The organism is Mesorhizobium sp. WSM4308 (genome assembly GCF_002294905.1).
Taxonomy (GTDB): domain Bacteria; phylum Pseudomonadota; class Alphaproteobacteria; order Rhizobiales; family Rhizobiaceae; genus Mesorhizobium.
In genome coordinates, this window is sequence record NZ_NSFW01000009.1 from 265769 (window position 1) to 289608 (window position 23840).

Below are 23840 nucleotides of genomic sequence, written 5' to 3' on the forward strand. Positions count from 1 at the left end.
CATGCCACGGCCCATCAAGTTCTAAGTTGCGACTGTCGAGGATCGGCAGTTGCGTTGCCGATCTCAGCGCTTGAGGTGGATCGTCACCCAGCCTTCGCGGCGCAAGGTGCTGATGTGCCGGAAATTCTGGCCGACATAGGCCGAGATGACGGCGTCGCGCTGGCGCTCGAGAATGCCCGACAGGACGATCGAGCCGCCAAGCGCGATGTGTCCGGCCATTTGCGGCGCCAGCCGCATCAACGGCCGCGCCAATATGTTGGCGACGATCAGGTCGAAAGGGGCACGCTTGCCGAAGATCGGATGGTGAAAGCCCGGTGCGGTGACCGTTTCGATGAGCGCCTTGACGTGATTGAGCCGCGCATTGGCGGCGGCGACCTTCACCGCCACCGGGTCGATGTCGGTGGCGAGCACCGAAATATGCGCCAGCTTGGCGACGGCGATGGCCAGCACGGCGCTGCCGGTGCCGAGGTCGAGCGCATTGCGCGGGTGCTCGCGCCGCACCACTTTCTCCAGCATTTCCAGGCAGCCGGCGGTGGTACCGTGATGGCCGGTGCCGAAGGCAAGGCCGGCCTCGATCTCGATGGCGAGTTCGCCGCTGTGGCGCTTCCTGCGGTCATGCGCGCCGTGGACGAAGAAACGGCCGGCGCGCACCGGCTTCAGGCCCTCCAGCGAACGCGCCACCCAGTCGATGTCGGGCAGCACTTCGCGCTCGACCGGCTTCGACTGAGCAAGCCCGGCGAGAATGTCCTTCACCCGCGCTTCAATCGCATCGACGTCGCCATCGGCGTAGAGCGAAACCTCGTGGATGTCCTGGTCTTCGTCGACCTCGAGCACGGCGATCGGCAGGCCTTCATCCTCGAAGGCCAGCTCAAGCGCCGCGAAGACGCGCTCTGCCTCGATCTTGCCGGTGGTGAAATGAAGCCGCGTCTGGGTCATATGGATACTTATCAACCCTTGGCCGCGAGGCGCTTCAGCTTCTCCACGGCCGTGCTGGCGCTTTCGCCATAGGCGATCGTGCCGGCAAAGTCGCCCCTGGAGTTGAGCAGCAGCACCGAGGCGGTGTGGTCCATCGTATAGTCGCCGTCGCCTGTATCGACCTTCTTCCAGTAGATGCCGAACGACTTGGCCATGGCATGGACCTTGTCAGGGTCGCCGGTGATGCCGGTAATGCGGTCCGAGAAATTGCTGACATAGGCGTTCATCACCGCCGGCGTGTCACGCTCCGGGTCGACCGAGACGAAATAGGCATGCAAGGTCTTGCCGTCATCGCCGAGCGTCTTCAGCCAGCCGGAGAGTTCGAACAGCGTCGTCGGGCAGACTTCGGGGCAATGGGTGAAGCCGAAGAAGACGACGCTGGGCTGCCCTCGGAATGCGGCTTCGGTGATCGGCGCGCCCTTCTGGTCGACGAGGGTGAAGGGCGCGCCGAACGGTTCGCCGCCATAATGGCCGCGATACCAGTCGAAGGTCAGCCAGCCGATGCCGGCCGCCATCAGGACGAGAATGCCGACCAGGATAGAACGCATCATCACAAAAGTCCGTCCGCAGAAATCATCGCGCCGGCTCAATGCCGCGCCGGTGCGACAGTCTTAGCGGTTTGGCCCTGCGCAGGCAAAGTGCCGCGATGCCGCAACCGTGGTGGTGTTGACGCATCCGCTTGCAAAGCCGCACGCCGCGTCCCACCTGATACCGGCAACTCGAACCGCAGGAGGCTCCTTTGCTCGAACTGGTTGGGCGCGAACGGATTGGGCGAAAACTGATCGGCGGCGCCTTGGCCGCGTGCGTCGTGCTTGGCGCCGGTGGCGCCGTCGCCGAGGAAGTCGGCAAGGTCGGCGTCGACTGGGTCGGCAATGACATCATCGTCGAAGCGATCAAGGATCCCAAGGTGGACGGCGTGACCTGCCATGTCTCCTATTTCGACCGCAGCATCATCGACCGCCTGCACAAGGGCAACTGGTTCGAGGATCCCTCCGATTCGTCGATCTCCTGCCGTCAGACCGGCCCGATCACCATCGGCGACATCGACATGAGCGAGGGCGGCGAGGAGGTGTTCAAGCAGGGCCTCAGCTTGATCTGGAAGAAGCAGGTGGTGAACCGCATCTACGACAAGACCAACGAGACGCTGATCTATCTCTCGCATTCGCGCCAGGTGCAGAACGGCTCGGCCAAAATGTCGGTGACCACGGTGCCGCTCTATGGCCAGAACGTGGTGTGGAGCAAGGGCAAGCCGAAATAGGTGGATGGGCGTCTTTTTGTGCTGATTGGCGCCACGGACCATTGCTCCTGCCTTGCAGGAGCAATTGCTCGGGCGTAAAGCCGCGCGCATGGACCGCACCGAAAACCTCGTCCTGAAAGATCCCGAGCCGCGCATCCATCCGACCGCGGAGTTGAAGGCTTGCAAGCTCGGCCGTTACGCTTCGATCGGCGAGAGGGTGGTGCTGCGCGAGGTGAGCGTCGGGGATTTCTCCTATTTCGAGCGCCATGCCGAGGCGATCTATACGAGCATCGGCAAATTCTGCTCGATTGCCGCCAACAGCCGCATCAACGCGCTTGAACATCCGATCGAGCGGTTGACCCAGCACAAGGTCAGCTATCGGCCGAACGAATATTTCCGCTGGCTGGGTGTCGATGCGGCGTTCCGCGAGCGGCGGCAGGCGAAGGCCGTGACCATCGGCCACGACGTCTGGATCGGCCACGGCGCGGTGATCATGCCCGGCGTCACGATCGGCAATGGCGCGGTCATCGGCGCCAATGCGGTGGTGACGCAGGACGTGCCGTCCTACACGATCGCCGCCGGCGTGCCGGCAAAGCCGCTCCGGGCGCGCTTTGCTCCCGACATAGCGGCGCGGATCGAAGCGCTCGCCTGGTGGGACTGGCCGGTCGAGAAACTCGCCAGGGCGGTTCCCGATATCCAGTCCATGCCGATCGAGGCCTTCCTTGATCGTTGGGAAAACGACGCCGTTTAGGCTTCCGCTGACAACGGTTTGGCCCTGGCCGTCACCGCCGCAGGCCATCAGCAGACCGAGAGCGGCGCTGGCAAGCGGGCTGCGGGAAAGTGAAGCGACCGTCTGTCCGTATGCCGGTCGGCGCTTTCGGGAACCATCCCTCCGCGCTCCGGACTGAAACCCCTTCCGCCATGCGGGGGTGGCGCGGCGGAAGGGGCCGGAGGTAAACCGCTGTGGAGCGGAAGGAACAGGCACTTTTGCCTGCACGGTTACTATGACATTAGACCGATAAGGTGTGTTTTCCGCCGCATGCGCGCCTTGCGTGTGTCCAATTGCACCTGATGTATTTGTTGCCGACTGGAACCCGAGCGGGTCTCCGGTTGTTTCTCATCGCCGCAGCCATTGAGAGATCTCGACAGATGGAAAAGGTCTTTACCAAGATTGCCAATTGGGTAGCCCACATGACGGGGCTGCCGCTGACATTCGCCGTCTGCTGTATGATTATCGTTGTCTGGGCGGTGAGCGGGCCATTCTTTGGCTTCTCGGACACCTGGCAATTGGTGATCAACACCGGCACGACAATCATCACGTTCCTAATGGTGTTCCTGATCCAGAACACCCAGAATCGCGATAGTGCCGCGATCCAGGCCAAGCTCGATGAACTGATCCGGGTCGGCAGGGGCCACAACCATTTCATCGGCATCGAGCACCTGACGGAATCCGAGGTCGAGGAAATCCGCGACAAGTGCGAGCGGGCGGCGCGGCGGCATGACGAAAAGATCGCCGCCATGGCCGCCAAGAAGGCCGTCGCGCAAAAGCGAGGCCCGAAAAAGCACGCGGCTTGAGAGCTTGCTGATCAGCCTTTGATGAAGGCCGCGAACGCATCCCTGTGATCGGGGTGCCAGCGCGACAGGGCGGGGCGGTTTTCGATGATGTCGCCGATGGCCCAGGCCATGCGCTTTTCATCCAGCGGGCGCGCTGCTTCATTGTCCGGGCACAGGATGTAGAAGTCGCCCCTGACCAGAGATTCCAGCATGAAATCAATGACCTGTTCGCCGGTCCAGGCGCCGGCGGGCTTTTCCGTCGCCCCTTCGGTGAGGCCGGTATAGGTGAAGCCGGGAATGAGCAGATGCGCCGACAGGCGGGCGCCGGGTTCGTTGCGCAATGCGTGCGCCAGGCCTTCGGTGAATGTCTTCACGCCGGCCTTGGAGACATTGTAGGCGAGGTTGCCGGGCGGCGTGGTGATGCCTTGCTTGGAACCGGTGTTGACGATCAGGCCCGGCTTGGCCGACGCCAGCATGCGCGGCGCGAAGGCTTCGACGCCATGCACGACGCCCCAGAAATTGATGTCGAGCAGCCGTTTCCAGCCATCGCGGTTTTCCCAGGGTTTTCCCGGATTGTCGCCGACGCCGGCATTGTTCATCAGCAGCGAGACCTCGCCGAAGGCGCCGAATGCGCGGTCGGCGAGACGATCGACCTCATCGGCCTTCGAAACATCAGCGGCGACGGCAAGCACGGCATCATCGCCGGCAATGGCCGAGACGGCGCGGGAGGCATCGTCAAGGCGCGCGCTGCCAATGTCGGCGAGCACGATCTTCATGCCCATCAGCGCAAGCCGCTTGGCGGCTGCCAGGCCTATGCCGCTGGCCGCGCCAGTGATGACGGCGGCGTTGCCGGGGCCAAGCGCGGGCAGGGCGATCTGGATTTCAGCGTCGGTGATCATGAGCAACAGCATCCTTTTCTCGATGGCGCCGAACTTAGCGCCGGGACGGGCTTGCGCAAGCCTTCGTCAGCACGTGTTCGGGTTGACCAGTCGGGCCGCGACTGCGCATGCTGCCCACAAATGGAGATTTTCGATTGACGGACTGGATCGCAATTCTGAAAGAGCAGACCGCCACCGGTGACCAGATGGGGCGCGAGGTGCCGCAGATGCTGGCCAACCCTGATATCAGCGAAGCCCAAGTGAAGACACTGTTCTCCGCGCTGGAAAAACAGGCCGAGTTCGTTGAGAAGCTGCGCATGGCGCTGGAGAAATTCGGCCATGATTTCTCGATCATCAAGGCAGCCGAACGGCTGGAGGAGCGCTACGCCGATCTTGCGGCGTCGGTCGCCGAAAAGCTGAAAGCGATGCGCAAATAGAGCGGCTTTTTGGAGCTATTTTTCGAGAACGCGGGAAAAACGCGTGTCCGGTATAAGCCACACCAGGGCGACGGCAACATAGAGGCCCACACCGATCCACCGGTTGAGGAAGGCAAGCGCAACGGCCGCTATATAGACGGCAAGCGAAATCCTTCCCTTGCGGTCAGTGCCGATTGCCTTGGCGAAGGCGGTGCCCTGACCATGCAGCCGGCGCAGTGCCAGGACCAGGATGGCATAGGCGGTCGCGCACATTGCGAGATCGAAGCCGTAGACCGCGACGGGAACCGTGGCGAAATGGTTCTCGCCCATGAAGGCGGTCGTTACAGGCATCAGGGACAGCCAGAACAACAGATGCAGGTTTGCCCACAAGACCCCGCCGTCGACGCGCTGCACGGTGTGGAACATGTTGTGCAGATTGTTCCAGTAGATGCCGACATTGATGAATGACAGCACGTAGCACAGGAAGACCGGCAATTGCGGCACCAGGGCCGCGAAGTTCTCGCCCTCCGGCACCTTCAGCTCCAGAACCATGATGGTGATGATGATGGCCACCACGCCGTCGGTGAATGCCTCGACCCTGCCTTTGCCCATGATTCTCCCTCTCGAACAGGCGAACGTTACGAGAGGATGTGGTGCCGCGCCATACTGACAATCTTGTCAGGAGCTTTGGACGGAAACGGGAACCGCCGTCGCCAGGTAGACGTTGGGCAAGAGTTTCCCAAAAGAAGATGCCGGCATGACCATCAACGCTCAGACCATGACTCGCGACAACGAACTCGGTGGCCGTGCGGCGACGGCCGCCGTCGCCGCCATGATTGCAGCCCTTTTCGCCGGCAGCACGGCGTTGACGCCACTCTATGTCATCTACAAGCAGGCCTTCGGTTTCTCGCAGATCACGCTGACACTGGTCTACGCCGTCTACGTCATCGGCAATCTGGGCGCGCTTATCCTCTTCGGACGTCTCTCTGATGTGGTCGGCCGCCGTCCAGCCGCGATGGCGGCGATGGCCGTTGCCGTGGTCAGTGCGCTGATTTTCCTGTTTGCGGAAAACGTGGCTTGGCTCGACCTTGCGCGGATACTCAGCGGTCTTGGGATCGGAGTGGGCGCGGGAACCGGAACCGCCTGGCTGGCCGAGCTGATCGAAGGCGAGGACAAATCGCGCGCGGCCATCATCGCCACCAGCATCAATTTCGTCGGGCTCGGGCTTGGCGCGCTTGTGGCGGGACTGCTGGCGCAATACGCGCCCTGGCCACTTCGGCTGACATTCGCTGTCTATCTGGCTTTGCTTGCCCTCGTCACGCTGCTGATTTGGCGCACGCGGGAAACCGTGTCGCGGCCGGGGCGGCTGACCGATGTCTCGATGCGGCCACGCCTCTCGGTTCCCGTCAGCATCCGAACGCGCTTCGTTGCACCCGCGGTGACGGGCTTCGGCGCCATGGCGCTGGTCGGCTTCTACGCTGCGCTGGCGCCAAGCATCCTGGCGCAGCAGCTGCACGCGACCAACCATGCCGAAGCCGGCGCGCTGTTTTTCGAATTGTCGCTGGTGGCTGCCGCGACTATCGTGGTGACGGCGAGCCTGTCCAGCCGTTTCACCATGCTGGCGGCCCTGGTGCTGATGATCCCGACGGCGGCGCTGATCGTGGCCGCGCAATTCTTCGCGTCCGTGGCCACCATGATTATGGCCACCGCCTTCTGCGGGGTGGCGGCGGCGCTCGGCTATCGCGGCGGCCTGCAGGTAGTGAACCAGCTTGCGCCGGCGGACCGCCGGGCCGAGGTGGTGTCGGCCTTCTTCATCTGCTGCTTCTGCGGCAATGCACTGCCGGTCATCGGCATCGGCATCCTGTCGAGCTGGGCGAGCGCCACGGTGGCGAGCCTGGCTTTCGCCGGCATGATTATCGTCTTCTCCCTGGTGGCGGTGGGGTTCGGCGCGAAATTCACCCGCTGAGCTTCAACCATTCGGCGTCTCGGGCGCCATGTTGGCGCGGCCGCGCGGCACGCCGAGCCCGGTGTCCGGCGGCTCGCCGGCCGCCGGCCTGTTCTCGATCATGTGCAAGCTGCGCCAGCCGCCGAAGCGGTAATAGGCCGCGGCCAGCACAAGCGAGGTGATCGAGCCGGCCGGGAAACTCCACCACAACGCTTCCTCGCCGATCACGCCGCGCATGAAATAGGCGAAGCCGGTGCGCACGATGAGCACCGAAATCACCAGGATGATCAGCGGCGGCATCACCGCGCCGGTGGCGCGCACGGTGGCGAACAGCACGATGGTGATGCCGAACAGGATGAACGACCAGGACGCGGCCGTGTTGATGTGGGCGGCGATGTCGATCGCCGCGCTGTCGCTGCTCAGGAACAGGCCGAGGATCGGGCGGTCGAAGAGCCACAGCATCGCGACCAGGGCGCCGGTCAGGACGAGGTTGAAGCCGACGCCGGAGGCGGCGACGCGGCCGATCCGGTCCCAACGGCCGGCGCCGACATTCTGTGCAGCCATCGAGGAGACCGCGGCACCGATGGCCAGCGCCGGCATCTGGATGTAGGTCCACAGCTGCGCGGCGATGCCATAGGCGGCGGCGACCTGCGAACCGTAGGAATTGACGATGCCCATCACCGTCAGGGCCGCCGCCGAAATGACGATCATCTGCAGGCCCATCGGCACGCCCTTGAAGACGACGATGCGCAGCAAGGCGGGGTCGGGCCGCAGCAGGGTGAGATTGGCGCCGGCCAGCCGCAGCGGGTGCTTGCGCGCGTAGAGCACGACGAGGATGGCGATGACGCTCACCGTCTGGCCGATCAGCGTCGCGGTGGCGGAGCCGGCGATGCCAAGCTCGGGGAAGGGGCCGATGCCGCGGATCAGCAGCGGGTTGAGCACGATGTCGAGGACGACCGCCAGCGCCATGAAGATGAAGGGCGTGCGTGAATCGCCCGCACCGCGCAGTACCGTCATGACGAAGGACAGGAGGTTCATCATCGGCACGGCGACGAAGATGATGCGCAGATAGGAACGCGCCAGCGCCAAGGCGTCGGCCGGCGTGCCAAGCGTGCCCAGGACGGCGTCGACCCAGATCCAGCCGCAGACGGCGAAGACCACCGAAACGAAGAAGAAGAAGGTGGCGCTGGTGCCGACGATCCGGCGCGCCTCGGGCAGGTCGCGGGCGCCGACCGACTGCGCCACCAGGATGGTCGCCGCCATGCCGATGCCGAACACGGTGCCCAGGATCAGGAACAGGACGAGGTTGGCGTTGGAGGTGGCGGTCAGCGCCGATTCACCGAGAAAACGGCCGACCCAGACGGCATTGATCGACCCGTTGAGCGACTGCAGCACGTTGGAACCCAGCACCGGCAGGGCAAACAGCAGCAGCGTGCGCGGGATCGGGCCGCTGGTCAGGTCGCCGGTGCGCCGGCGCGCGGGCATTTTTTCGTCCATGGCTGGCGACTCGACAAATGTGAATCTGGCCCGCGACGATATCGGAGGCCCGATCGAGATGCACCCTGCGCCGTGGAGCAGTAGTCCACGGGGCGGCTATCGCGGACGGGCGCGGAACGTGCCCGCCAGGATTGTGATGGACCTTGATCCAATCATGTTCTCAAAGCTCACGGAATGGGATATTGATCCCGGGGGCGTGGGGCCCGCATTCCTTACTAGATCTTATGGATAAGCCGGGGGGATCATGTCCGATATTCCGCTTTTTTCCGAGCGCCTGAACCGGCGCTCTTTTCTCGGGGCATCCGCTTTGAGCGCGGCCTCGGTGGTTGTTTCGGCGTGCACCACAACTGATATGGCGCCGCCGCCGCCAGTGGCGCCGGCGCCAAGCGAGCCGGCACTCGGCGACGCCGCAACCATGTACGCGGCGCGCACCGACGAGGGCTATCAACTGCCGGCGATCCCGGTGGCCAAGCTCGATCCGAAGTTCGTCCGCCAGATCGTGGCCGACCCGACCGGAGAAAAGCCCGGCACCATCGTCGTCGATGTCGCGGAGCACTTCCTCTATCTGGTGCGCGACGGCGGCAAGGCCATCCGCTATGGCGTCAGCCTTGGCAAGGCCGGCTTCGGCTGGACCGGCAGCGCCGTGGTCCAGGCGCGGAAGAAGTGGCCGGTGTGGACGCCGCCGCCGGAAATGATCCAGCGCCGGCCGGAACTGGCGAAATTCAAGGACGGCATGCCGCCAGGCCCGCAGAGCCCGCTCGGCGCCCGCGCGCTCTATCTGTTCCGCGACGGCAAGGACACGATGTACCGGCTGCATGGCACGCCAGAATGGGATTCCATCGGCAAGAATGCCTCGTCGGGCTGTGTGCGCTTCATGAACCAGGACATCATCGACCTCTACAGCCGCGTCAACGGTCCCGCGCAGGTCTTCGTGCGGCCCCACCTGTCGGCCGCCGGCAAGATCATGGCGGTGTCGAGCAGGACGGCTGAGCCGATCGATGCCGGCGTGCCGAAGGACGCGGAGTTCTTGAAGTAAGTACCTTCACGATCGACGGTTCGACCGGAATACTCAGGCGGACGCGCCATGCGCGTCCGCCTGGATCGTACTGATTATTTCCTGGCGAGGCCGGGAAGCGTGACCTGATAGACCAGGAACATGGTGTCGACATTGGCGCCGTCATCGGCCTTGTAGGGGGCGCCGACCTGGAAACCGTCCTGGGCGAGGAAGTCGTTGTCATTGGCGACGAACAGGAAATAGTCGTCGGGCAGCTGTGGATCGAGCACGCTGGCCAGCGACATTGCTTCCCACTTCTCGGACAGGTTGTTGTGGTCGTTCGGCGCGCCATTGTGCAGGCCGAAGCGGTTGAGCTGCGCATTGTCGTTGATGTCGATGAACGGCGTCAGCCTGGCCGGCGTCACCGACGGATCGAGCACGCCCTTGGGCGCGACCGGCTTGTCGGCGGCGTCGAAAGGGCTGCCCGCGATGTCGGTTGCGGCCGAAACGTCGACGACAAAGATCTGGCGCAGAAGCGAGCTGTCGCCCTTGACGCCCTGGCCGTTGCCGCTGTCGCGCGTCAGCATCAGGAAGGACGTGTCCGACAGCGCCACGATCTCGCTTTGCGCGGCGACCTTGGTCTTGCCCTTGGCGTCCTTGAACACCGGCAGCGGAACGACATATTCATGCGCCAGCTTGAGATGGGCGAGGTCGGAAGCGTCATAGACCAGCGCCCTGGTGTTTTGCCGGGTCGAACCTGAATCGCCGCCATCCTCCCGGGTCGCCGACTGCAGCACGGCGATCAGGAACTTGCCGTCCGGCGTCATCGCCATGCCTTCGAGACCCTGGTTGTTCTGGCGGCCGGTCTCGGGATCCTTCGGATCGGGCTCGGCGGCACCTGGACCCGGATTGTCCGAGGAGAAGTTCGGCGCGCCCTTGCGCATCGGCACCAGGGCCGCCGGCGGCTGGGTCGCCGACAGCAGGCGGCCCTGCGCCGAGAAGCGGTAGATGTTGGGGCCATATTCGTCGGAGATGAACATCGAGCCGTCCGGCAGGCGCACGATCGCCTCGTTGTCGAGGGCGAGCTTGCCATTGGTGGCGGCGGGCAGCATCGGCATGTCGCCTGCGGCGGCACGCACATCCGACAGCGGATCGAGCCCGGTGGCATCGGCGCCCTTGTCGTCGGTGAGAAGCATGGTGTCGGTGAGCGTCGCCTTGACTTCGGTCTGTTCCTGGCCAGCGGCGCCTGCTGCTGCCGGCGTGAACTCGATGCCGATCGTGTTGAGGCGCGGCCGGTAGTCGGTGGTGCCGGCGACATTGTAGCCGCGATCCGGCAGCAGCCAGAGCGAACCCTGGTAGGTGCCCGCATCACGCCTCCAGCTCGATGTGTCGATCGCCATGCCGGAACCCGAGCCGAACGTCTCGCCGAATTTGTCGCGCTGTGCGGCCGGGATGCGGCCGACGCCGACCAGGCCCTTGTTGACCGGGCCGCCGACTGTCGCGGTGCTGTCGGCAAGCGCCGGCGTGAGCGCGGTGAACAAGGCCAGAGCGACGCCGATCCAGGCGGTTCGGTGCAGATGTTTCATGGATGATCCTCTTTGTGACAGATGCGCCGGAGCGGCCGAAGAGCGAAAAAGCTGAAAGAGGCGGTACATCGATGCTGCCGCGCGCCGCCCCCGAAAAGCGGTCTACGGCGCGAACATGATGCTTGCGTGACAGTGCGGCATGCCTGAACGCCGGCGTGTTCACAGGCCGAGAAAAACACGCGCTCTGGCGGAAGAATGGATGATCCCCACGCATCGTTCGGGTGCGCAAGCGCAGTACTGGACACTTATGTCTAGTGTGCATATGGTGTGCTTCTGACAGACCGGGAGGGAGGCCTTCAAGTCGCACAACCGCGCAGTCGTCATCGGGCCGACGCCGGCGGCTTCGAGCCGGTCTGGCGCGATGGCCGGCGCGTCGGCTTCGTCACGTCGGGCGGCTTTGGCTACACGATCGGCAGGAGCGTCGCGCTGGCGTTGGTCGACGCCGATTTTACCGAGGAGGGGACGGCGCTTTCGGTGCACATTGTCGGCGTCGAACGGCCGGCTCGCGTCGTCGCGCCGGCGCCCTACGATCCCTCGGGCAAGGCGATGCGGCAATGAGGAGGATTTCGATGATCGAGGCACGAGACAGCAGGCGCGAGCGCCGGCGTGGACGCACGGGCGAAGCCGGCAGCGAAAGCAGCCGCCGGCCCAACTACCGGTCGCTGAAGAACCCGTTCCTGCCGCAGCCGATCTTTTCGGATGACCAGGTGGCTTCCATCCACGACACGGCGCTGCGCGTGCTGGAGGAACTCGGCATCAAGGTGCTCTTGCCACAGGCGCGGGAGATTTTCGCCCGCGCCGGTGCGCTTGTGGAGCCGGACACCGACATGGTGCGCATCGGCCGCGACATCGTGGCCGCGGCATTGGCCTCGGCGCCAAAATCAATTCCAGCGCTGGCGGGCGACCGCAGCCGCGATCTTTTGCTCGAACTCGGCTCGATGACGTTCCTCGCCGGCGCTGGCGCGCCGAACGTCACCGATCTCGAACGCGGCCGCCGGCCGGGAACGCTCGGCGCCTTCGAGGAATTGACCAAGCTCATCCAGCATTTCGACGTACTGCACATGCTTTGCCCCTGCATCGAGCCGCAGGATGTCGACAACCGTTTTCGCCACTATGCCGTCAACCGCGCGCAGTTGACGCTGTCCGACAAGTTCCCCTTTGTCTTCGCGCGCGGCACGCCGCAGGTCGAGGATGGCTTCGAGATGATCCGGCTGACGCGCGGGCTGTCGGAGGATGAATTCCGCGCTGGCGCCCATTGCTACACCATCATCAACACCAATTCACCGCGCCAGCTCGACATTCCGATGGCGCAAGGCATCATCGACTTCGCCCGCGCCGGGCAGGTCCTGGTCATCACGCCGTTCTGCCTGGCAGGCGCGATGGCGCCGATCACGGTCGCCGGCGCGCTGACGCTGCAGCATGCCGAGGCGCTGGCCGGTCTGGCACTGGCGCAGATCGTGCGTCCCGGCGCACCCGTGCTCTACGGTTCCTTCTCCTCCAATGTCGACATGAAGTCGGGCGCTCCGGCGTTCGGCACGCCCGAGCACGTCAAGGCGACACTGGGGGCCGGCCAATTGGCACGCTTCATCGGCCTTCCCTGGCGTTCGGGCGCCGGCAGTGCCGCCAACATTTCCGATGCGCAGGCCGCCCATGAGTCGCAGTTCGCCCTTTGGGGCTCGGTGCTTGCCGGCGCCACCGTCTGCGTCCACGCCGCGGGCTGGCTGGAGGGCGGCCTGAGCGTCTCCTTCGAGAAGCTGATCACCGACATCGAGGCTGTGCAGTCGATTGCCGAGCTTTGCGCGGCAACGCCTGGCGACGACGACGCGATCGGTTTCGATGCCATCGCCGAAGTGCAGCCGGGCGGCCATTTTTTCTCGGCCGGCCACACGATGGCGCGCTACCGCACGGCATTCTATGAGCCACTGGTGGCCGACTGGTCGAATTTCGGCAACTGGACGCAAAGCGGATCAAAGACCGCCAGCGAGCGCGCCACCGGTATCTGGAAACGCATCCTAGCCGATTTCGAGCCGCCCGCTTCGGCTGCGGCCACCGCCGGAGTGCTCGACGAGTTCATCGCGCGCCGCACGCAAGAGGGCGGCGCGGCGCCGGTTTCGTGAGCGGCGAGCTTTCGCGCGAGACACCTGGCCTTTGCCGCGACTTTCGCCGCGTGATCGGTGCCGGGGTCATTGGCAAGCGGTGCCGTTCTCCGGACCCATCCAGATTTCGCCGGCGCCGCTGGAGCGGGCGCTGGCGGAATTGCAGCGGTGATGCGGAACCGGCGGCATTCCCGGGCATTCATGGGAATGAACCACGGAGGACGACATGGGTTTCGACCAGTATCACGAACCGCCTGAAGAACTGTCGCAGAAGGTGCGGACCTTTGCCCGCATGATCACCTCGCTGATCGAGGAGGCGGAAGCGATCGGCTGGTACGAACAGCGCATCTCGGTGGAGAAGGATGCGCAAGCGCGGGCCATCATGCAGAACGCGCAAGGCGAGGAGTTCAAGCATTTCGGCATGGACCTGGAATTCCTGCTGCGCCAGAAGAAGGACTGGCGGGCGGAGTTGAAGGAAATCCTGTTCACCACTGGCGACATCGTCAAGGCCGGCGAGCGGGGCGAGAAGAAGGTGGATTGATAGGCTTTACGAGCGCCATCAATCGCTGTCGCGCGCGACCAATTCCAGCGGCCAGACTTCGTGAATGATACGCGGGCCTTCCGGGCCGGCGAAGGCGGGAAGCGAGGCCAGCAGCATTTCGGCCAGGCGCCGGCCCATCGGCTCCAGCGCCGGGCGGAAGGCGGTCAGCGCCGGGGAAAAATACCGGCAGAGCGGCGTGTCCACGATCACGGTCACCGCGATGTCGTGGCCCGGCCGGATGCCCATCTCGGCCAGCGCCTTGCAGCCGCCGAGGGCCATGGCGTCGTTGTTGAAGATGATGGCCGTCGGCCGGTCCTTTGCCAGCATCACGCGCGGCGTCACCTGGTAGCCGCCGGCCTCGTTGATGAAGCCGTCGGCGATCAGCGCGGGGTCGGCCTCGATGCCGTGCCGTTTCAGGGCTTTGCGGTAGCCGTTCAGAAACAGATGGCCGAAATTGAGATTGAGGGAAGGGCGGATGGCGGCGATATGGCGGTGGCCGCGCGCCACCAAGCGGTCGACCGCATCGCTGCCTGCCTTCTCGAAATCCAGGTCGAGCGAGGGATAGGCCTTGCCGCCGCTGCGGCTGCGGCCGAGCGTGGCGAAGGGGAAGCCGACCTGTGTGAGATAATCGATGCGTTCGTCCTCGCGCCGCGTCCAGGCCAGCAGCACGGCATCGGCGCGGCGGGTCTCGACGACGCGGCGCAGGCGCTCCTGCTGATAGTCGCCCGGCGCGCCCATCACCACGGTCAGGTCGAGTCCGCTTTCGGCAAGGCGGCCTTGCAGCCCGATCAGGAAGGGAATGAAGAACGGTTCGCCATATTGCTGGTCGCCGGGATGCGGCTGCAGCATGAAGGCGATCGAGTGGGTCGCGCCTTGCCTGAGACTGCGGCCGGACTGGTTGGGTGAATAGTTCAGCTTCTTGGCGGCGTCGAGCACGCGCTGGCGCGTGTCGGCATTGACGTCGGCGCGGCCGTTCAGCGCCCGCGACACGGTGCCGATCGAAATGTTCAGGTGACGCGCTAGGTCGTGAATGCTGGACGCCAAAGACTTTCTCCCCCGAGCTTCGCTAGCATTGGCCGGTGCCGAGGCCAAGGCGAAAGACGATTTTCGTGAGCGGCCAATTGACATTCTACGCTATCGGGTGTGTTCTCGTAAACGTTTACGGAAAACGTTTACGGTGATGCCGTGGATGCCGTGACGGTCGGTCTGGAGGGACCGAGCGGAGGAGGAACGCCGGATGATGAATGTCGTCCTCGTCGGCTGCGGCGCGATGAGCAGGCAATGGCTCGATGCCGCGAGGCAGATCGATGGGCTTGCCATTGTCGGCCTTGTCGACCTCGACGCCGAGCGGGCGAAGGCGAGGGCGCACGAATACGACCTCACCGGCATTGTCATCGGCACCAGCCTTGACGCGGTGCTCTCCCAGACCAGGCCCGACGCGGTGTTCGATGTCGTCGTTCCCGCTGCCCGGCGTGAGGTCGCGCTTTCGGCCTTCGCCCACAATTGCCATCTCTTGACCGAAAAGCCGCTGGCCGACAGTCCTGAAAACGCGCGCGCCATCGTCGAGGCGGCTCGCCAGGCCGGGCGCATCCATGCCGTCGTGCAGAATCGCCGCTACGTCGCCAATGTCAGGCGCATCCGCCGCTTCCTGGACTCCGGCGCCATTGGCGCTGCGACCAGCGTCCATGCCGATTTCTTCGTCGCGCCGCATTTCGGCGGCTTTCGCGAGGAGATGGCGCATGTGCTTCTACTCGACATGGCCATCCACACTTTTGATGCCGCCCGCTATATGGCCGGCGGCGAGCCGGCCGGCGTCTACTGCCAGGAATGGGAGCCGGCCAATTCCTGGTACCGGCAGGGCTCGTCGGCAAGTGCTGTCTTCGATCTCGGCGACGGCAAGGTCTTCACCTATGCCGGTTCCTGGTGCGCCGACGGCTTCCGCACCAGCTGGGAAGGCAGCTGGCGCATCGTCGCCGAGCGCGGCAGCCTCATCTGGGATGGCCATGACCTCTTGACGGCGGAGGTGGTGGCGACGGGCCGCGATGGGCTGTTCGCCAAGACCCAGCCGATCGACGTGCCGCCGCTCGATCCAGCCGACCGCGTCGGCGGTCATCTCGGCATCATCAGGGATTTCATGCACGCCATCGAGACCGGCACCGAGCCGGAGACGCGCGGCACCGACAACATCAAAAGCCTGGCCATGGTTTTCAGCGCCATCGAGAGCGCCGAAACCGGACGCCGCGTGGCGATTTCACAGGAAACACGATAATGCCAAACCCGCTTCTCGACATCAGGATCGGCACCATGGTGCGGGCCAACCTCGACGACCCGGCGGCGTATATCAAGCAGATCCTGCCGCTCGGCTTCGAGAGCATCCAGCCCTTCTTCTGGCAGACGCTGGGCGGCAAGGATCTTCCGCGCCTTGCCGGCGAAATCCGCGAGGCGATCGGCGATGCCGATGTCGTCGTGTCTTCCCTCGGCGTGTTCGGCAATCCGCTGGAGAGCGGCGAGGTCGATCGCGGCGTGCTCGCGGCCTGGGAGACGGTCATCGACAATGCGCATCTGTTCGGCGCTTCGATGGTCAGCGGCTTCACCGGGCGCATCCGCGGCAAGAAGCTGACGGACAGCCTGCCGCGCTTTCGCGAAGTGTGGGGGCCACTGGCCAAGCGCGCCGCCGACAAGGGCGTGCGCATCGCCTTCGAGAACTGTGCCATGGACGGCAATTGGGCGGCCGGAGACTGGAACATCGCCCACAATCCGGACGCCTGGGAGCTGATGTTCAACGAAGTGCCGGACGACGCTCTCGGGCTCGAATGGGAACCCTGCCACCAGCTCGTCTATCTGATCGATCCGATCCCGCAGATCCGCAAATGGGCGCCACGCATCTTCCATGTCCATGGCAAGGACGCCACCGTGCGCTGGGACGTCATCCGCGAGCACGGGGTGTTCGGCCGGCTGCCCTTCGTACAGATGCGCACGCCCGGCTTCGGCGACAGCGACTGGACGCGGGTGATCAGCGAATTGCGGCTGGCCGGCTACAAGGGAGCCATCGATATAGAGGGCTGGCACGATCCGGTCTATCGCGGCGATCTCGAGATGTCAGGCCAGGTCCGCGCGCTGGATTATCTCAAGCAATGCCGGGGAGGCGCCAGCTACCTGCAAAATCCGACGTGAGGACCCGGCCGGCGGGAGGAGCCGGTTCGTAAGTGGCGAAACAATCGTCAACAGCCCCTCGGCTGACGAGGGAAACAATGGGAGGACAAGTGCATGAGCATCGCGATCAGAACGACACTTCTGCGCACGACCGTCGTGGCCGCCGCCACGGCGCTTTGCGCCGCAATCTCGACCTTGCCGGCACGGGCGCTCGACGCCCAGTGGTGCAAGGATGTCCATATCCGCTTCTTCGTCGGCGGCGCCGAGGGCGACGCTTTCGGCACCATCGTCTATAATGGCGCCAAGCAGGCGGCGGCCGATCTCGGCCCCAAGGTCGACTACATCTTCTCCGGCTGGGACGTCGAAAAGATGGTGCAGCAATTGCGCGAGGCGGTCGCGGTCAAGCCCAACGGCATCGCCATGATGGGCCATCCAGGCGAAGACGCGATCATGCCGCTGGCCGAGCAGGCGCATAAGGACGGCATCAAGATGATGTACCAGAACGTGCCGGTGCCGAAGGTGACGGCGGCGTTCGGCGGCGGCTATGTCGGCGCGCAGCAGGAGCAGCAGGGCCGCGCGCTCGGCGCCGAGGCGTTCAAGCTGGCCGGGCTGAAGTCCGGTGACAAGGCGATCATGATCGGCCCCTTCGACAATGAGAGCCGGGGCGCACGCGAGCGTGGGACCGTCGCCGCATTGAAGGAGGCCGGCGTCGACGTCGTGCAAATCAATTCCGTAACCGAGTGGGCCGCCGATCCGAATCTTGCGATCCCGGTGATCACCGCGGCCTTGCTCAACAATCCCAACGTCAAGGCGGTCGGTTACCCCGGCGGGCAGATGCTGGGCAATGTGCCGACCTATATGCAGGCCGCGGGGCGCAAGCCCGGCGATATCTTCAATTTCGGCTTCGACACCAGCCCGCAGATCGTCGAGGGCTTCAAGGGCGGCTGGGTGCAGCTGACGGCCGACCAGCAGCCGTTCATGCAGGGCTATCTGCCGATCCTCAGCCTCTGCCAGCAAGTGGTGCTGGGGCTGGCGCCGATGAATGTCGACACCGGTGCCGGCTTCGTCACGCCGCAGAACTACGAGATCGTCTCAGAGCTCGCCAAGCAGGCGCTGCGCTGACCTCCCAAGGCTGCCGGCCGGGTTGGACCCGGCCGGCAGGACCGCCGGCAAAGGGCCGGCATGCGACAATGAAAGCGAGGATCCGATGGCCGAACGCATCATCGAACTGCGCGATATCACGAAATCCTACGGTCAGGTCTATGCGTTGGGCGGCGTCAATCTCAGCGTCGACCGCGGCGAGGTGGTCGGCCTCATAGGCGACAATGGCGCCGGCAAGTCGACGCTGATCAAGATCCTGTCCGGCGTGGTCAGGCCGACCACCGGCGACATCCTCGTGCGTGACAAGCCGGTGAGCGGCTGGAGCGCGGCGCGCTCGCGCGACGCCGGCATCGAGACGGTGTTCCAGGACCGGGCGCTGGCCGTGCAGCAGACCATCGTGCGCAACATCTTCATGGGCCGCGAACTGACCGGCTTCATGGGCTGGCTGAAGGTCAACAAGGAGATCGAGGAGGCGAGCCGGCTGATGCGCGAGATCGGCTTCACCTCGAAAGTGTTCACGCCGCACTCGATCGTCGGCCAGCTGTCGGGCGGCGAACGCCAGGGCGTGGCGATCGCGCGCGCCATCTACAAGCAGGCCGAGCTGATCATCCTCGACGAGCCGACCACGGCGCTGTCGCTGACCGAGACCGCCAAGGTGTTCCACTTCGTGCGCCAGGTGCGGGCGAGCGGACGCTCGATCCTGTTCATCGGCCACAACATCCATCATGTCTTCGACATTGCCGACCGTTTCGTGGTGCTCGATCGCGGCAAGGTGGCGCTGACCGCCGACCGCAGCGCGGTCAAGTCGGCGGAGGAGTTGATCAATTTCATGGAGGACGTCGCGCATCCCGGCGGATTGCCTGGGCTGCGCGAGGCCGGCGAAGCGGAGCAGCAGGCGCGATGAGCAAGACCATGGAACCCGATCTCGAAAGCCCTCTGCGCCCTCACGCCGGGTCCGCCCGCCAGGAGTGGAAACATCCATCCGACCACTGGCTTCGCGGCTTCGTCCTCGACAACCGCGCCTCGCTCGGCACGCTCGCCGTGTTCATCGTCATGATGGCGGTGTTCATGGTCGCCAACCCGACCGTGTTCACCACCTGGTATCTCTACAGCTCGGTGCTGACGACGCTGCCCGTGGCGCTGTTCGTGGTGGTGCCGCTGGTCTTCGTCGTCACCTGCGGCGAGATCGACCTGTCGTTTCCGGCGACGATGGGGTTTGCCGCCTGGGTTTTCGCCCTGGTGGTGCGGGCCGGCTACGACCCGTTCCTCGGCATTGCGGCCGCACTCGTGACGGGCATGCTGCTCGGCTTCCTCGTCGGCTCGCTGGTCGTCTATGGCGGGCTGTCCTCGCTGATCGCCACGCTCGGGATGAATTTCCTGCTGCGCGGCCTGATCCAGATCATCAACGAAGGCAAGTCGATGTCGTTGACCAGCCTCAGCAACAGCTGGGCCTACAAGATCTTCTCCAGCCAGATCTACGGCGTTCCGGTGCAGATCTTCTGGGCCATCGCCTTCGTCGTGCTGTCGGCAATGCTCTATAACAGGCATCGCTTCGGCGCACAGGTGAGGGTGGTCGGCGACAATCCCGACAGCGCCCAGCAGATGGGCATCGACGTCAAGCGCGTGCGGGTGAAGGTGTTCGTCTTCGTCGGCATAGGGGCTGCGATCGCCGGCACGTTTTCGGTGATGATCAACTTCACCTGGTGGCCGACGGCCGGCGACGGCTATCTCCTGCCGGTGCTGGCCTCGGTGTTCGTCGGCGGCACGCCAACCTGGGGCGGCATCGGCACGGTCGTTGGCGGCGCCATAGGCGCGGTCACCGTGTCGTTCATCCAGACCGGCGTCGTGGCGGCGGGCCTGAGCGGCTTCTACGTGCAGTTCTTCAACGGGCTGATCATCATCCTGTCGCTGCTCGGGCATAAGTGGAACCAGGCACGGTATCGGTGAGGGAAGCACTGCCGTTGTTGGAACGGCGCGAGAGCTGCTCGGAAGGGCAGCTCACACCGTCGCGACGAACCCGTCGAGCACGCGTTTCTGGCCGGCCTTGTCGAAGTCGATGGTCAGCTTGTTGCCTTCTATGGCCGAGATGTTGCCGTTGCCGAATTTCTGGTGGAAGACGCGGTCGCCGACGCTGAAGGGCGACGGCTTGTCGGCGACGGATTTGGCGACCAGTTCGCCGTCGATGGTGCGGCCCTTCACGCTCGTGCGACCGGCGCCGTAGCCCGAGTCGGTCTCACCATAGCCGATGCGCTCGACCTGGTGGCCGGAGCGCGTGCCCCAGTTGCGGTCGGTCGCTTCGGTCCGGTTGGCCTGCGCGCGCTGCCAGCCGGGCGTCGAATAGGTGTTGGAGAAGGCGCCTGATTTTTCGGTGTTGGCGCCGACACTGTCGAAACGCGAGGCGCCGTAGGGGTTCTGCCGCCCACCGCCACGGCCGGAGGCGAAGGAGCCGCCGCCATAGGGATTGCCGTAGCCGCCATAGGAATTGCCGCTTTCGGCGATCTCGACATGGGATTCCGGCAGCTCCTCGAGGAAGCGCGACGGGATGGTCGATTGCCAGAGCCCGTGGATCAGGCGGTTGGAGACGAACCAGATATGCAGGTTCTTCTTGGCCCGGGTGAGACCGACATAGGCCAGCCGGCGCTCTTCCTCCAGCCCGGAGCGGCCGCCTTCATCGAGCGCGCGCTGGTGCGGGAACAGGCCTTCTTCCCAACCGGGCAGGAAGACCGTCTCGAATTCGAGGCCCTTGGCAGAATGCAGCGTCATGATGGAGACGGCGTCCTGCCCGGCATTCTGCTCGGCATCCATCACCAGCGCCACATGTTCGAGGAAGGAGCGCAGCGACTCGTACTCCTCCATCGAGCGGATCAGTTCCTTGAGGTTCTCCAGCCGGCCCGGCGCTTCGGCCGAACGGTCGTTCTTCCACATATCGGTGTAGCCGCTCTCCTCGAGAATGGTCTCGGCGAGCTCGGTGTGCGGCTTGGTTTCCAGCGCCTTCTGCCAGCGCTCGAAATTGGCGGCCACTTCGCGCAACGCGGCGCGCGGTTTCGGCTTCAGCTCGTCGCTCTCGGCGAGATTGCCGGCGGCCTCAAGCATTGGAATGCGAAGCGCACGCGCCGTGTCGTGGATCTGGCGGATGGTGGCTTCGCCCAGCCCGCGCTTGGGCACATTCACGATGCGCTCGAAGGCGAGGTCGTCGCCGCTGTTGGCGACGACGCGGAAGAAGGCCAGCGCGTCGCGGATTTCCATGCGCTCGTAGAAGCGCGGCCCGCCGATGACGCGGTAGTTGAGGCCGAGCGTGATGAAGCGGTCCTCGAAGGCGCGCATCTGGAAGGACGCGCGCACCAGGATCGCCATGTCGTTGAGATTGTGCTTCTGGCGCTGATAAGCCTCGATGGTCTCGCCGATAGCACGGGCTTCCTCCTCGGAATCCCAGGCGGCGTGGACATTGACCTTGCCATCCTCGGGGTCGTTGCGGTCGGTGAACAGCGTCTTGCCGAAGCGGCCTTCATTATGGGCGATGAGATGCGAAGCCGCGCCAAGGATGTGGGCGGTCGAGCGGTAGTTGCGCTCCAGCCTGATGATGGTTGCGCCCGGGAAATCCTTGTCGAAGCGCAGGATGTTGTCGACCTCGGCGCCGCGCCAGCCATAGATGGACTGGTCGTCGTCGCCGACGCAGCAGATGTTGACTTTGTTTTCGCTCACGGCCGCACGCGAGCTCCGCTCGCTGGCCTCCGCGGCGGCGGCCTGGCCGGCCGACGCCCGGTCGGGCTTGCGGCCTTCGGCCGATCGCGGATCCGTTGACGTCGTCGAACGCCCGGCGTCCGGCCGCTGCGCCAGCAGGCGCAGCCACATGTACTGGGCGGTGTTGGTGTCCTGGTACTCGTCGACGAGGATGTATTTGAAGCGCCGGTGGTAGTCCTTCAGCACGTCCGGATTGGCGCGGAAGATGCGGATGGGGTGGCAGAGCAGGTCGCCGAAGTCGCAGGCGTTCAGCGTCTGCAGCCGCTCCTGATAGGCCTTGTAGAGTTCGCGGCCCTTGCCGTTGGCGAAGCTGCGCGCGTCGCCCTCGGCGATATCGGCCGGACCTTGCCCCTTGTTCTTCCAGCCGTCGATCATCTGGGCGAACTGCTTGGCCGGCCAGCGCTTGTCGTCGAGGCCCTCGGCCTGGATCAGCTGCTTGATCAGCCGCACGACGTCGTCGGTGTCGAGGATGGTGAAGTCGGAACGCAGGCCGGCGAGTTCGGCATGACGGCGCAACAGCTTCACGCCGATCGAATGGAAGGTGCCGAGCCAGGGCATGCCCTCGACATTGCCTTCGCCGATCAGGATGCCGATGCGCTGCTTCATCTCGCGCGCGGCCTTGTTGGTGAAGGTCACGGCGAGGATCTGCGACGGGAAGGCCTTGCCGGTGGCAAGGATGTGGGCGATGCGGGTGGTGAGCACACGCGTCTTGCCGGTGCCGGCGCCGGCCAGCACCAGAACCGGGCCTTCGGTGGTTTCCACCGCCAGTCTTTGTTCCGGATTCAGCCCCTTGAGATAATCGGGCGCACTGCTCTGGCCGCCGCGGGCAGCCATGGCGCGCGCGGCAATGCCCGACGGGGCCGTCGGCCGCGCATTGGGTTCATCGAAAAAGGGCATGTCTTCGGAAAAGCCGGACATCTTCCCCCCGAATGTAGTGATTCGGCAGGGAAAGACCAGAACTGTCTACGTTTTGTTCCGGGTAAAAGTGGCGGCGCGGCAAGAATGTAGCTTCGGATGGCGGCCCCGCGAGATGGGCAGGGCTTAACGCTTCGGTGGGCCTTGGTAGAGATACCTGACGGGCAAGGAGACGAGGCTGAACAAAATTCCGGCCAGCAGACCCCAATAGAGGTAGGGGTCTTGCACTCGATCAAGCACATATAGACCGCCGCCATGCTTCGGGATGATGGCTTTGCCCATCCAAAGGAAAACGGCCACGACCAGTGTGCCGATAAGCATCTGTAACAGGAAGATGCCCACTAGGATGGGTGAGTATCGATTATCGCCAGCCATTTAGCTCACGTCTTGCGGTAACCAAGGGCGACGAAGAATCGATGGCCGAAGGAGCGCGCCTCGTCCGTCATTACCGCGCCCAGGGCGACCTGCATCTGGTCGTAGTAGCGGCTGCCGGCGGGTGAGGCCAGGAAGGCACCATAGAGCTTCAGGTCGGCCATGGACATATTCCGGTAGACATAGGCTGCAGATTCCATGGCCTCGCTGTCGATGTCACGGCGAAGCCCTTCGGTTTGCTTGCGCAGCAGGGCCATTACGTGGTCGTCGGGCAGGGGCTTTCCGGCCGCGCCCAGCATTTCGGAAAGCATGGCGTAGCCCATGTTCAAGGCGACGGCTTCTCCGGTGTCGACGGCGCTGATATCGTCCATCATCTTCCTGTACAATGCGAACCTGGCCGGATCCCTGGATGGAAGCTCGCCGAGGATTTTGGCGCCCTCGATCTTCTTGGCCTCCCTTGCTTGCGGCGACGAAGCCTGGATCTCGAGCGCGGTGACCTGTTTGCCCAGGGGTGAAGCATAAAACGAGGCCAGTTCGGACAGGTCCTTGGCACTGAGCCTGTCCGCCATCCGGGCTTCGATCGCCGCTTCCATCTTCTCCGGGTCAAAGGCACCTTCCATGGCGGCGGCAAGGGCGTCCAGGACCTTTTGCGGCGGCGTTCCCGGCGCCGATTTCACGGCCGCGGTGAAACCCGGGCCAATGCCCATCAGCATCTCGTGAAAGCCGTTCGCCTTGTTGATCTCGCTGATTGTCTGCGCCGGCGCGGCCACAGTGCCGGCAAAGAGCGGGACGAGGCAGTAGAGCATCAGCGCCATGCGCGTCAGCGGCGGAACGAGTGA

23 protein-coding genes and 1 pseudogene are annotated in these 23840 nt (G+C 64.6%); 14 read left to right on the plus strand and 10 right to left on the minus strand.

All coding sequences use genetic code 11. The features are described from left to right. Positions 1-63: 63 nt before the first annotated feature. Positions 64-936 carry a 50S ribosomal protein L11 methyltransferase gene (locus tag CK227_RS18850; RefSeq protein ID WP_095773960.1) on the minus strand — a complete coding sequence of 291 codons (873 nt, stop codon included), beginning with the start codon at positions 934-936 and terminating at the stop codon, positions 64-66. An 11-nt stretch (positions 937-947) separates the two neighbouring features. Further along, a complete protein-coding gene (locus CK227_RS18855) occupies positions 948-1526 on the minus strand; it encodes an SCO family protein (RefSeq protein ID WP_095773961.1) in 579 nt (192 codons plus the stop codon). Positions 1527-1714: 188 nt separating this feature from the next. On the opposite strand from CK227_RS18855, the gene CK227_RS18860 reads away from it, so the two are divergent. The 3 genes from CK227_RS18860 (at position 1715) to CK227_RS18875 (ending at position 3787) form a co-directional block, all read left to right on the plus strand. Beyond that, on the plus strand, positions 1715-2233 hold the full coding sequence (locus CK227_RS18860) for a CreA family protein (RefSeq protein ID WP_095773962.1): 519 nt from the start codon (positions 1715-1717) through the stop codon (positions 2231-2233). Positions 2234-2321: 88 nt separating this feature from the next. After that, positions 2322-2963 (plus strand): DapH/DapD/GlmU-related protein, encoded by a 642-nt coding sequence (locus CK227_RS18865; protein WP_095773963.1) that lies wholly within the window; start codon positions 2322-2324, stop codon positions 2961-2963. 398 nt (positions 2964-3361) lie between these two features. Further along, positions 3362-3787, plus strand: coding sequence for a low affinity iron permease family protein (locus CK227_RS18875; RefSeq protein WP_095773964.1), 426 nt, complete (start codon positions 3362-3364; stop codon positions 3785-3787). Positions 3788-3798: 11 nt separating this feature from the next. On the opposite strand, the gene CK227_RS18880 is transcribed toward CK227_RS18875, so the two are convergent. Further along, positions 3799-4665 carry an SDR family NAD(P)-dependent oxidoreductase gene (locus CK227_RS18880; RefSeq protein ID WP_095774035.1) on the minus strand — a complete coding sequence of 289 codons (867 nt, stop codon included), beginning with the start codon at positions 4663-4665 and terminating at the stop codon, positions 3799-3801. A 134-nt stretch (positions 4666-4799) separates the two neighbouring features. On the opposite strand from CK227_RS18880, the gene CK227_RS18885 reads away from it, so the two are divergent. Further along, positions 4800-5081 (plus strand): hypothetical protein, encoded by a 282-nt coding sequence (locus CK227_RS18885; RefSeq protein WP_095773965.1) that lies wholly within the window; start codon positions 4800-4802, stop codon positions 5079-5081. Between the two features lie 15 nt (positions 5082-5096). Here the strand turns inward: CK227_RS18885 and CK227_RS18890 are convergent, their stop codons facing one another. Further along, positions 5097-5672 carry a TMEM175 family protein gene (locus CK227_RS18890; RefSeq protein WP_095773966.1) on the minus strand — a complete coding sequence of 192 codons (576 nt, stop codon included), beginning with the start codon at positions 5670-5672 and terminating at the stop codon, positions 5097-5099. A 145-nt stretch (positions 5673-5817) separates the two neighbouring features. On the opposite strand from CK227_RS18890, the gene CK227_RS18895 reads away from it, so the two are divergent. Further along, a complete protein-coding gene (locus tag CK227_RS18895) occupies positions 5818-7026 on the plus strand; it encodes an MFS transporter (RefSeq protein WP_095774036.1) in 1209 nt (402 codons plus the stop codon). A 3-nt stretch (positions 7027-7029) separates the two neighbouring features. Here the strand turns inward: CK227_RS18895 and CK227_RS18900 are convergent, their stop codons facing one another. Next, positions 7030-8502: an MATE family efflux transporter gene (locus CK227_RS18900; RefSeq protein ID WP_095773967.1), complete on the minus strand. Its 1473-nt coding sequence runs from the start codon at positions 8500-8502 to the stop codon at positions 7030-7032. Positions 8503-8746: 244 nt separating this feature from the next. Here CK227_RS18900 and CK227_RS18905 point away from each other — a divergent pair, with 244 nt between their 5' ends. Next, positions 8747-9538: a L,D-transpeptidase gene (locus tag CK227_RS18905; protein WP_095773968.1), complete on the plus strand. Its 792-nt coding sequence runs from the start codon at positions 8747-8749 to the stop codon at positions 9536-9538. 74 nt (positions 9539-9612) lie between these two features. Here CK227_RS18905 and CK227_RS18910 read toward each other — a convergent pair whose 3' ends face one another. Then, positions 9613-11082, minus strand: coding sequence for an esterase-like activity of phytase family protein (locus tag CK227_RS18910; RefSeq protein ID WP_095773969.1), 1470 nt, complete (start codon positions 11080-11082; stop codon positions 9613-9615). A 327-nt stretch (positions 11083-11409) separates the two neighbouring features. Between CK227_RS18910 and CK227_RS18915 the strand changes: the two are divergent. The 3 genes and pseudogenes from CK227_RS18915 to CK227_RS18925 all read left to right on the plus strand — a co-directional run. After that, positions 11410-11640, plus strand: a pseudogene (locus CK227_RS18915) (glycine cleavage T C-terminal barrel domain-containing protein); the annotation flags it as partial. Positions 11641-11651: 11 nt separating this feature from the next. Next, positions 11652-13199 (plus strand): trimethylamine methyltransferase family protein, encoded by a 1548-nt coding sequence (locus CK227_RS18920; protein WP_095773970.1) that lies wholly within the window; start codon positions 11652-11654, stop codon positions 13197-13199. A gap of 205 nt (positions 13200-13404) precedes the next feature. Further along, positions 13405-13719, plus strand: a complete 315-nt coding sequence (locus tag CK227_RS18925) for a hypothetical protein (protein ID WP_095773971.1) — start codon at positions 13405-13407, stop codon at positions 13717-13719. An 18-nt stretch (positions 13720-13737) separates the two neighbouring features. Here CK227_RS18925 and CK227_RS18930 read toward each other — a convergent pair whose 3' ends face one another. Next, a complete protein-coding gene (locus CK227_RS18930) occupies positions 13738-14763 on the minus strand; it encodes a LacI family DNA-binding transcriptional regulator (protein WP_095773972.1) in 1026 nt (341 codons plus the stop codon). A gap of 193 nt (positions 14764-14956) precedes the next feature. Here CK227_RS18930 and CK227_RS18935 point away from each other — a divergent pair, with 193 nt between their 5' ends. From CK227_RS18935 to CK227_RS18955, 5 genes are all read left to right on the plus strand, one after another. Next, positions 14957-15988, plus strand: coding sequence for a Gfo/Idh/MocA family oxidoreductase (locus CK227_RS18935; RefSeq protein ID WP_095773973.1), 1032 nt, complete (start codon positions 14957-14959; stop codon positions 15986-15988). Further along, on the plus strand, positions 15988-16893 hold the full coding sequence (locus tag CK227_RS18940; protein ID WP_210421436.1) for a sugar phosphate isomerase/epimerase: 906 nt from the start codon (positions 15988-15990) through the stop codon (positions 16891-16893). Before CK227_RS18935 ends, CK227_RS18940 begins: the two co-directional genes overlap by 1 nt. A 93-nt stretch (positions 16894-16986) precedes the next feature. Further along, positions 16987-17994 (plus strand): substrate-binding domain-containing protein, encoded by a 1008-nt coding sequence (locus CK227_RS18945; protein WP_095773975.1) that lies wholly within the window; start codon positions 16987-16989, stop codon positions 17992-17994. Positions 17995-18079: 85 nt separating this feature from the next. Then, positions 18080-18877: an ATP-binding cassette domain-containing protein gene (locus tag CK227_RS18950; RefSeq protein WP_095774037.1), complete on the plus strand. Its 798-nt coding sequence runs from the start codon at positions 18080-18082 to the stop codon at positions 18875-18877. Beyond that, positions 18874-19920: an ABC transporter permease gene (locus tag CK227_RS18955; protein WP_095773976.1), complete on the plus strand. Its 1047-nt coding sequence runs from the start codon at positions 18874-18876 to the stop codon at positions 19918-19920. Before CK227_RS18950 ends, CK227_RS18955 begins: the two co-directional genes overlap by 4 nt. Positions 19921-19971: 51 nt before the next feature. On the opposite strand, the gene CK227_RS18960 is transcribed toward CK227_RS18955, so the two are convergent. The 3 genes from CK227_RS18960 to CK227_RS18970 all read right to left on the minus strand — a co-directional run bounded on the left by CK227_RS18960 (position 19972) and on the right by CK227_RS18970 (position 23816). Further along, the gene (locus CK227_RS18960) at positions 19972-22632 is read right to left on the minus strand and encodes a UvrD-helicase domain-containing protein (RefSeq protein WP_095773977.1); all 2661 of its coding nucleotides are present in this window, start codon (positions 22630-22632) and stop codon (positions 19972-19974) included. 123 nt (positions 22633-22755) lie between these two features. Beyond that, the gene (locus tag CK227_RS18965) at positions 22756-23004 is read right to left on the minus strand and encodes a hypothetical protein (RefSeq protein WP_095773978.1); all 249 of its coding nucleotides are present in this window, start codon (positions 23002-23004) and stop codon (positions 22756-22758) included. A gap of 5 nt (positions 23005-23009) precedes the next feature. Continuing rightward, positions 23010-23816 carry a DUF2059 domain-containing protein gene (locus CK227_RS18970; protein ID WP_245318178.1) on the minus strand — a complete coding sequence of 269 codons (807 nt, stop codon included), beginning with the start codon at positions 23814-23816 and terminating at the stop codon, positions 23010-23012. Between the last annotated feature and the right edge of the window lie 24 nt (positions 23817-23840).

Bases quoted from the DNA above. Each gene is read 5' to 3' on its own strand.
- CK227_RS18850 (WP_095773960.1), bottom strand. From the start codon at position 936: ATGACCCAGACGCGGCTTCATTTCACCACCGGCAAGATCGAGGCAGAG.
- CK227_RS18855 (WP_095773961.1), bottom strand. From the start codon at position 1,526: ATGATGCGTTCTATCCTGGTCGGCATTCTCGTCCTGATGGCGGCCGGC.
- CK227_RS18865 (WP_095773963.1), top strand. From the start codon at position 2,322: ATGGACCGCACCGAAAACCTCGTCCTGAAAGATCCCGAGCCGCGCATC.
- CK227_RS18875 (WP_095773964.1), top strand. From the start codon at position 3,362: ATGGAAAAGGTCTTTACCAAGATTGCCAATTGGGTAGCCCACATGACG.
- CK227_RS18880 (WP_095774035.1), bottom strand. From the start codon at position 4,665: ATGATCACCGACGCTGAAATCCAGATCGCCCTGCCCGCGCTTGGCCCC.
- CK227_RS18890 (WP_095773966.1), bottom strand. From the start codon at position 5,672: ATGGGCAAAGGCAGGGTCGAGGCATTCACCGACGGCGTGGTGGCCATC.
- CK227_RS18895 (WP_095774036.1), top strand. From the start codon at position 5,818: ATGACCATCAACGCTCAGACCATGACTCGCGACAACGAACTCGGTGGC.
- CK227_RS18900 (WP_095773967.1), bottom strand. From the start codon at position 8,502: ATGGACGAAAAAATGCCCGCGCGCCGGCGCACCGGCGACCTGACCAGC.
- CK227_RS18905 (WP_095773968.1), top strand. From the start codon at position 8,747: ATGTCCGATATTCCGCTTTTTTCCGAGCGCCTGAACCGGCGCTCTTTT.
- CK227_RS18910 (WP_095773969.1), bottom strand. From the start codon at position 11,082: ATGAAACATCTGCACCGAACCGCCTGGATCGGCGTCGCTCTGGCCTTG.
- CK227_RS18920 (WP_095773970.1), top strand. From the start codon at position 11,652: ATGATCGAGGCACGAGACAGCAGGCGCGAGCGCCGGCGTGGACGCACG.
- CK227_RS18925 (WP_095773971.1), top strand. From the start codon at position 13,405: ATGGGTTTCGACCAGTATCACGAACCGCCTGAAGAACTGTCGCAGAAG.
- CK227_RS18935 (WP_095773973.1), top strand. From the start codon at position 14,957: ATGATGAATGTCGTCCTCGTCGGCTGCGGCGCGATGAGCAGGCAATGG.
- CK227_RS18940 (WP_210421436.1), top strand. From the start codon at position 15,988: ATGCCAAACCCGCTTCTCGACATCAGGATCGGCACCATGGTGCGGGCC.
- CK227_RS18945 (WP_095773975.1), top strand. From the start codon at position 16,987: ATGAGCATCGCGATCAGAACGACACTTCTGCGCACGACCGTCGTGGCC.
- CK227_RS18950 (WP_095774037.1), top strand. From the start codon at position 18,080: ATGGCCGAACGCATCATCGAACTGCGCGATATCACGAAATCCTACGGT.
- CK227_RS18955 (WP_095773976.1), top strand. From the start codon at position 18,874: ATGAGCAAGACCATGGAACCCGATCTCGAAAGCCCTCTGCGCCCTCAC.
- CK227_RS18960 (WP_095773977.1), bottom strand. From the start codon at position 22,632: ATGTCCGGCTTTTCCGAAGACATGCCCTTTTTCGATGAACCCAATGCG.
- CK227_RS18965 (WP_095773978.1), bottom strand. From the start codon at position 23,004: ATGGCTGGCGATAATCGATACTCACCCATCCTAGTGGGCATCTTCCTG.
- CK227_RS18970 (WP_245318178.1), bottom strand. From the start codon at position 23,816: ATGGCGCTGATGCTCTACTGCCTCGTCCCGCTCTTTGCCGGCACTGTG.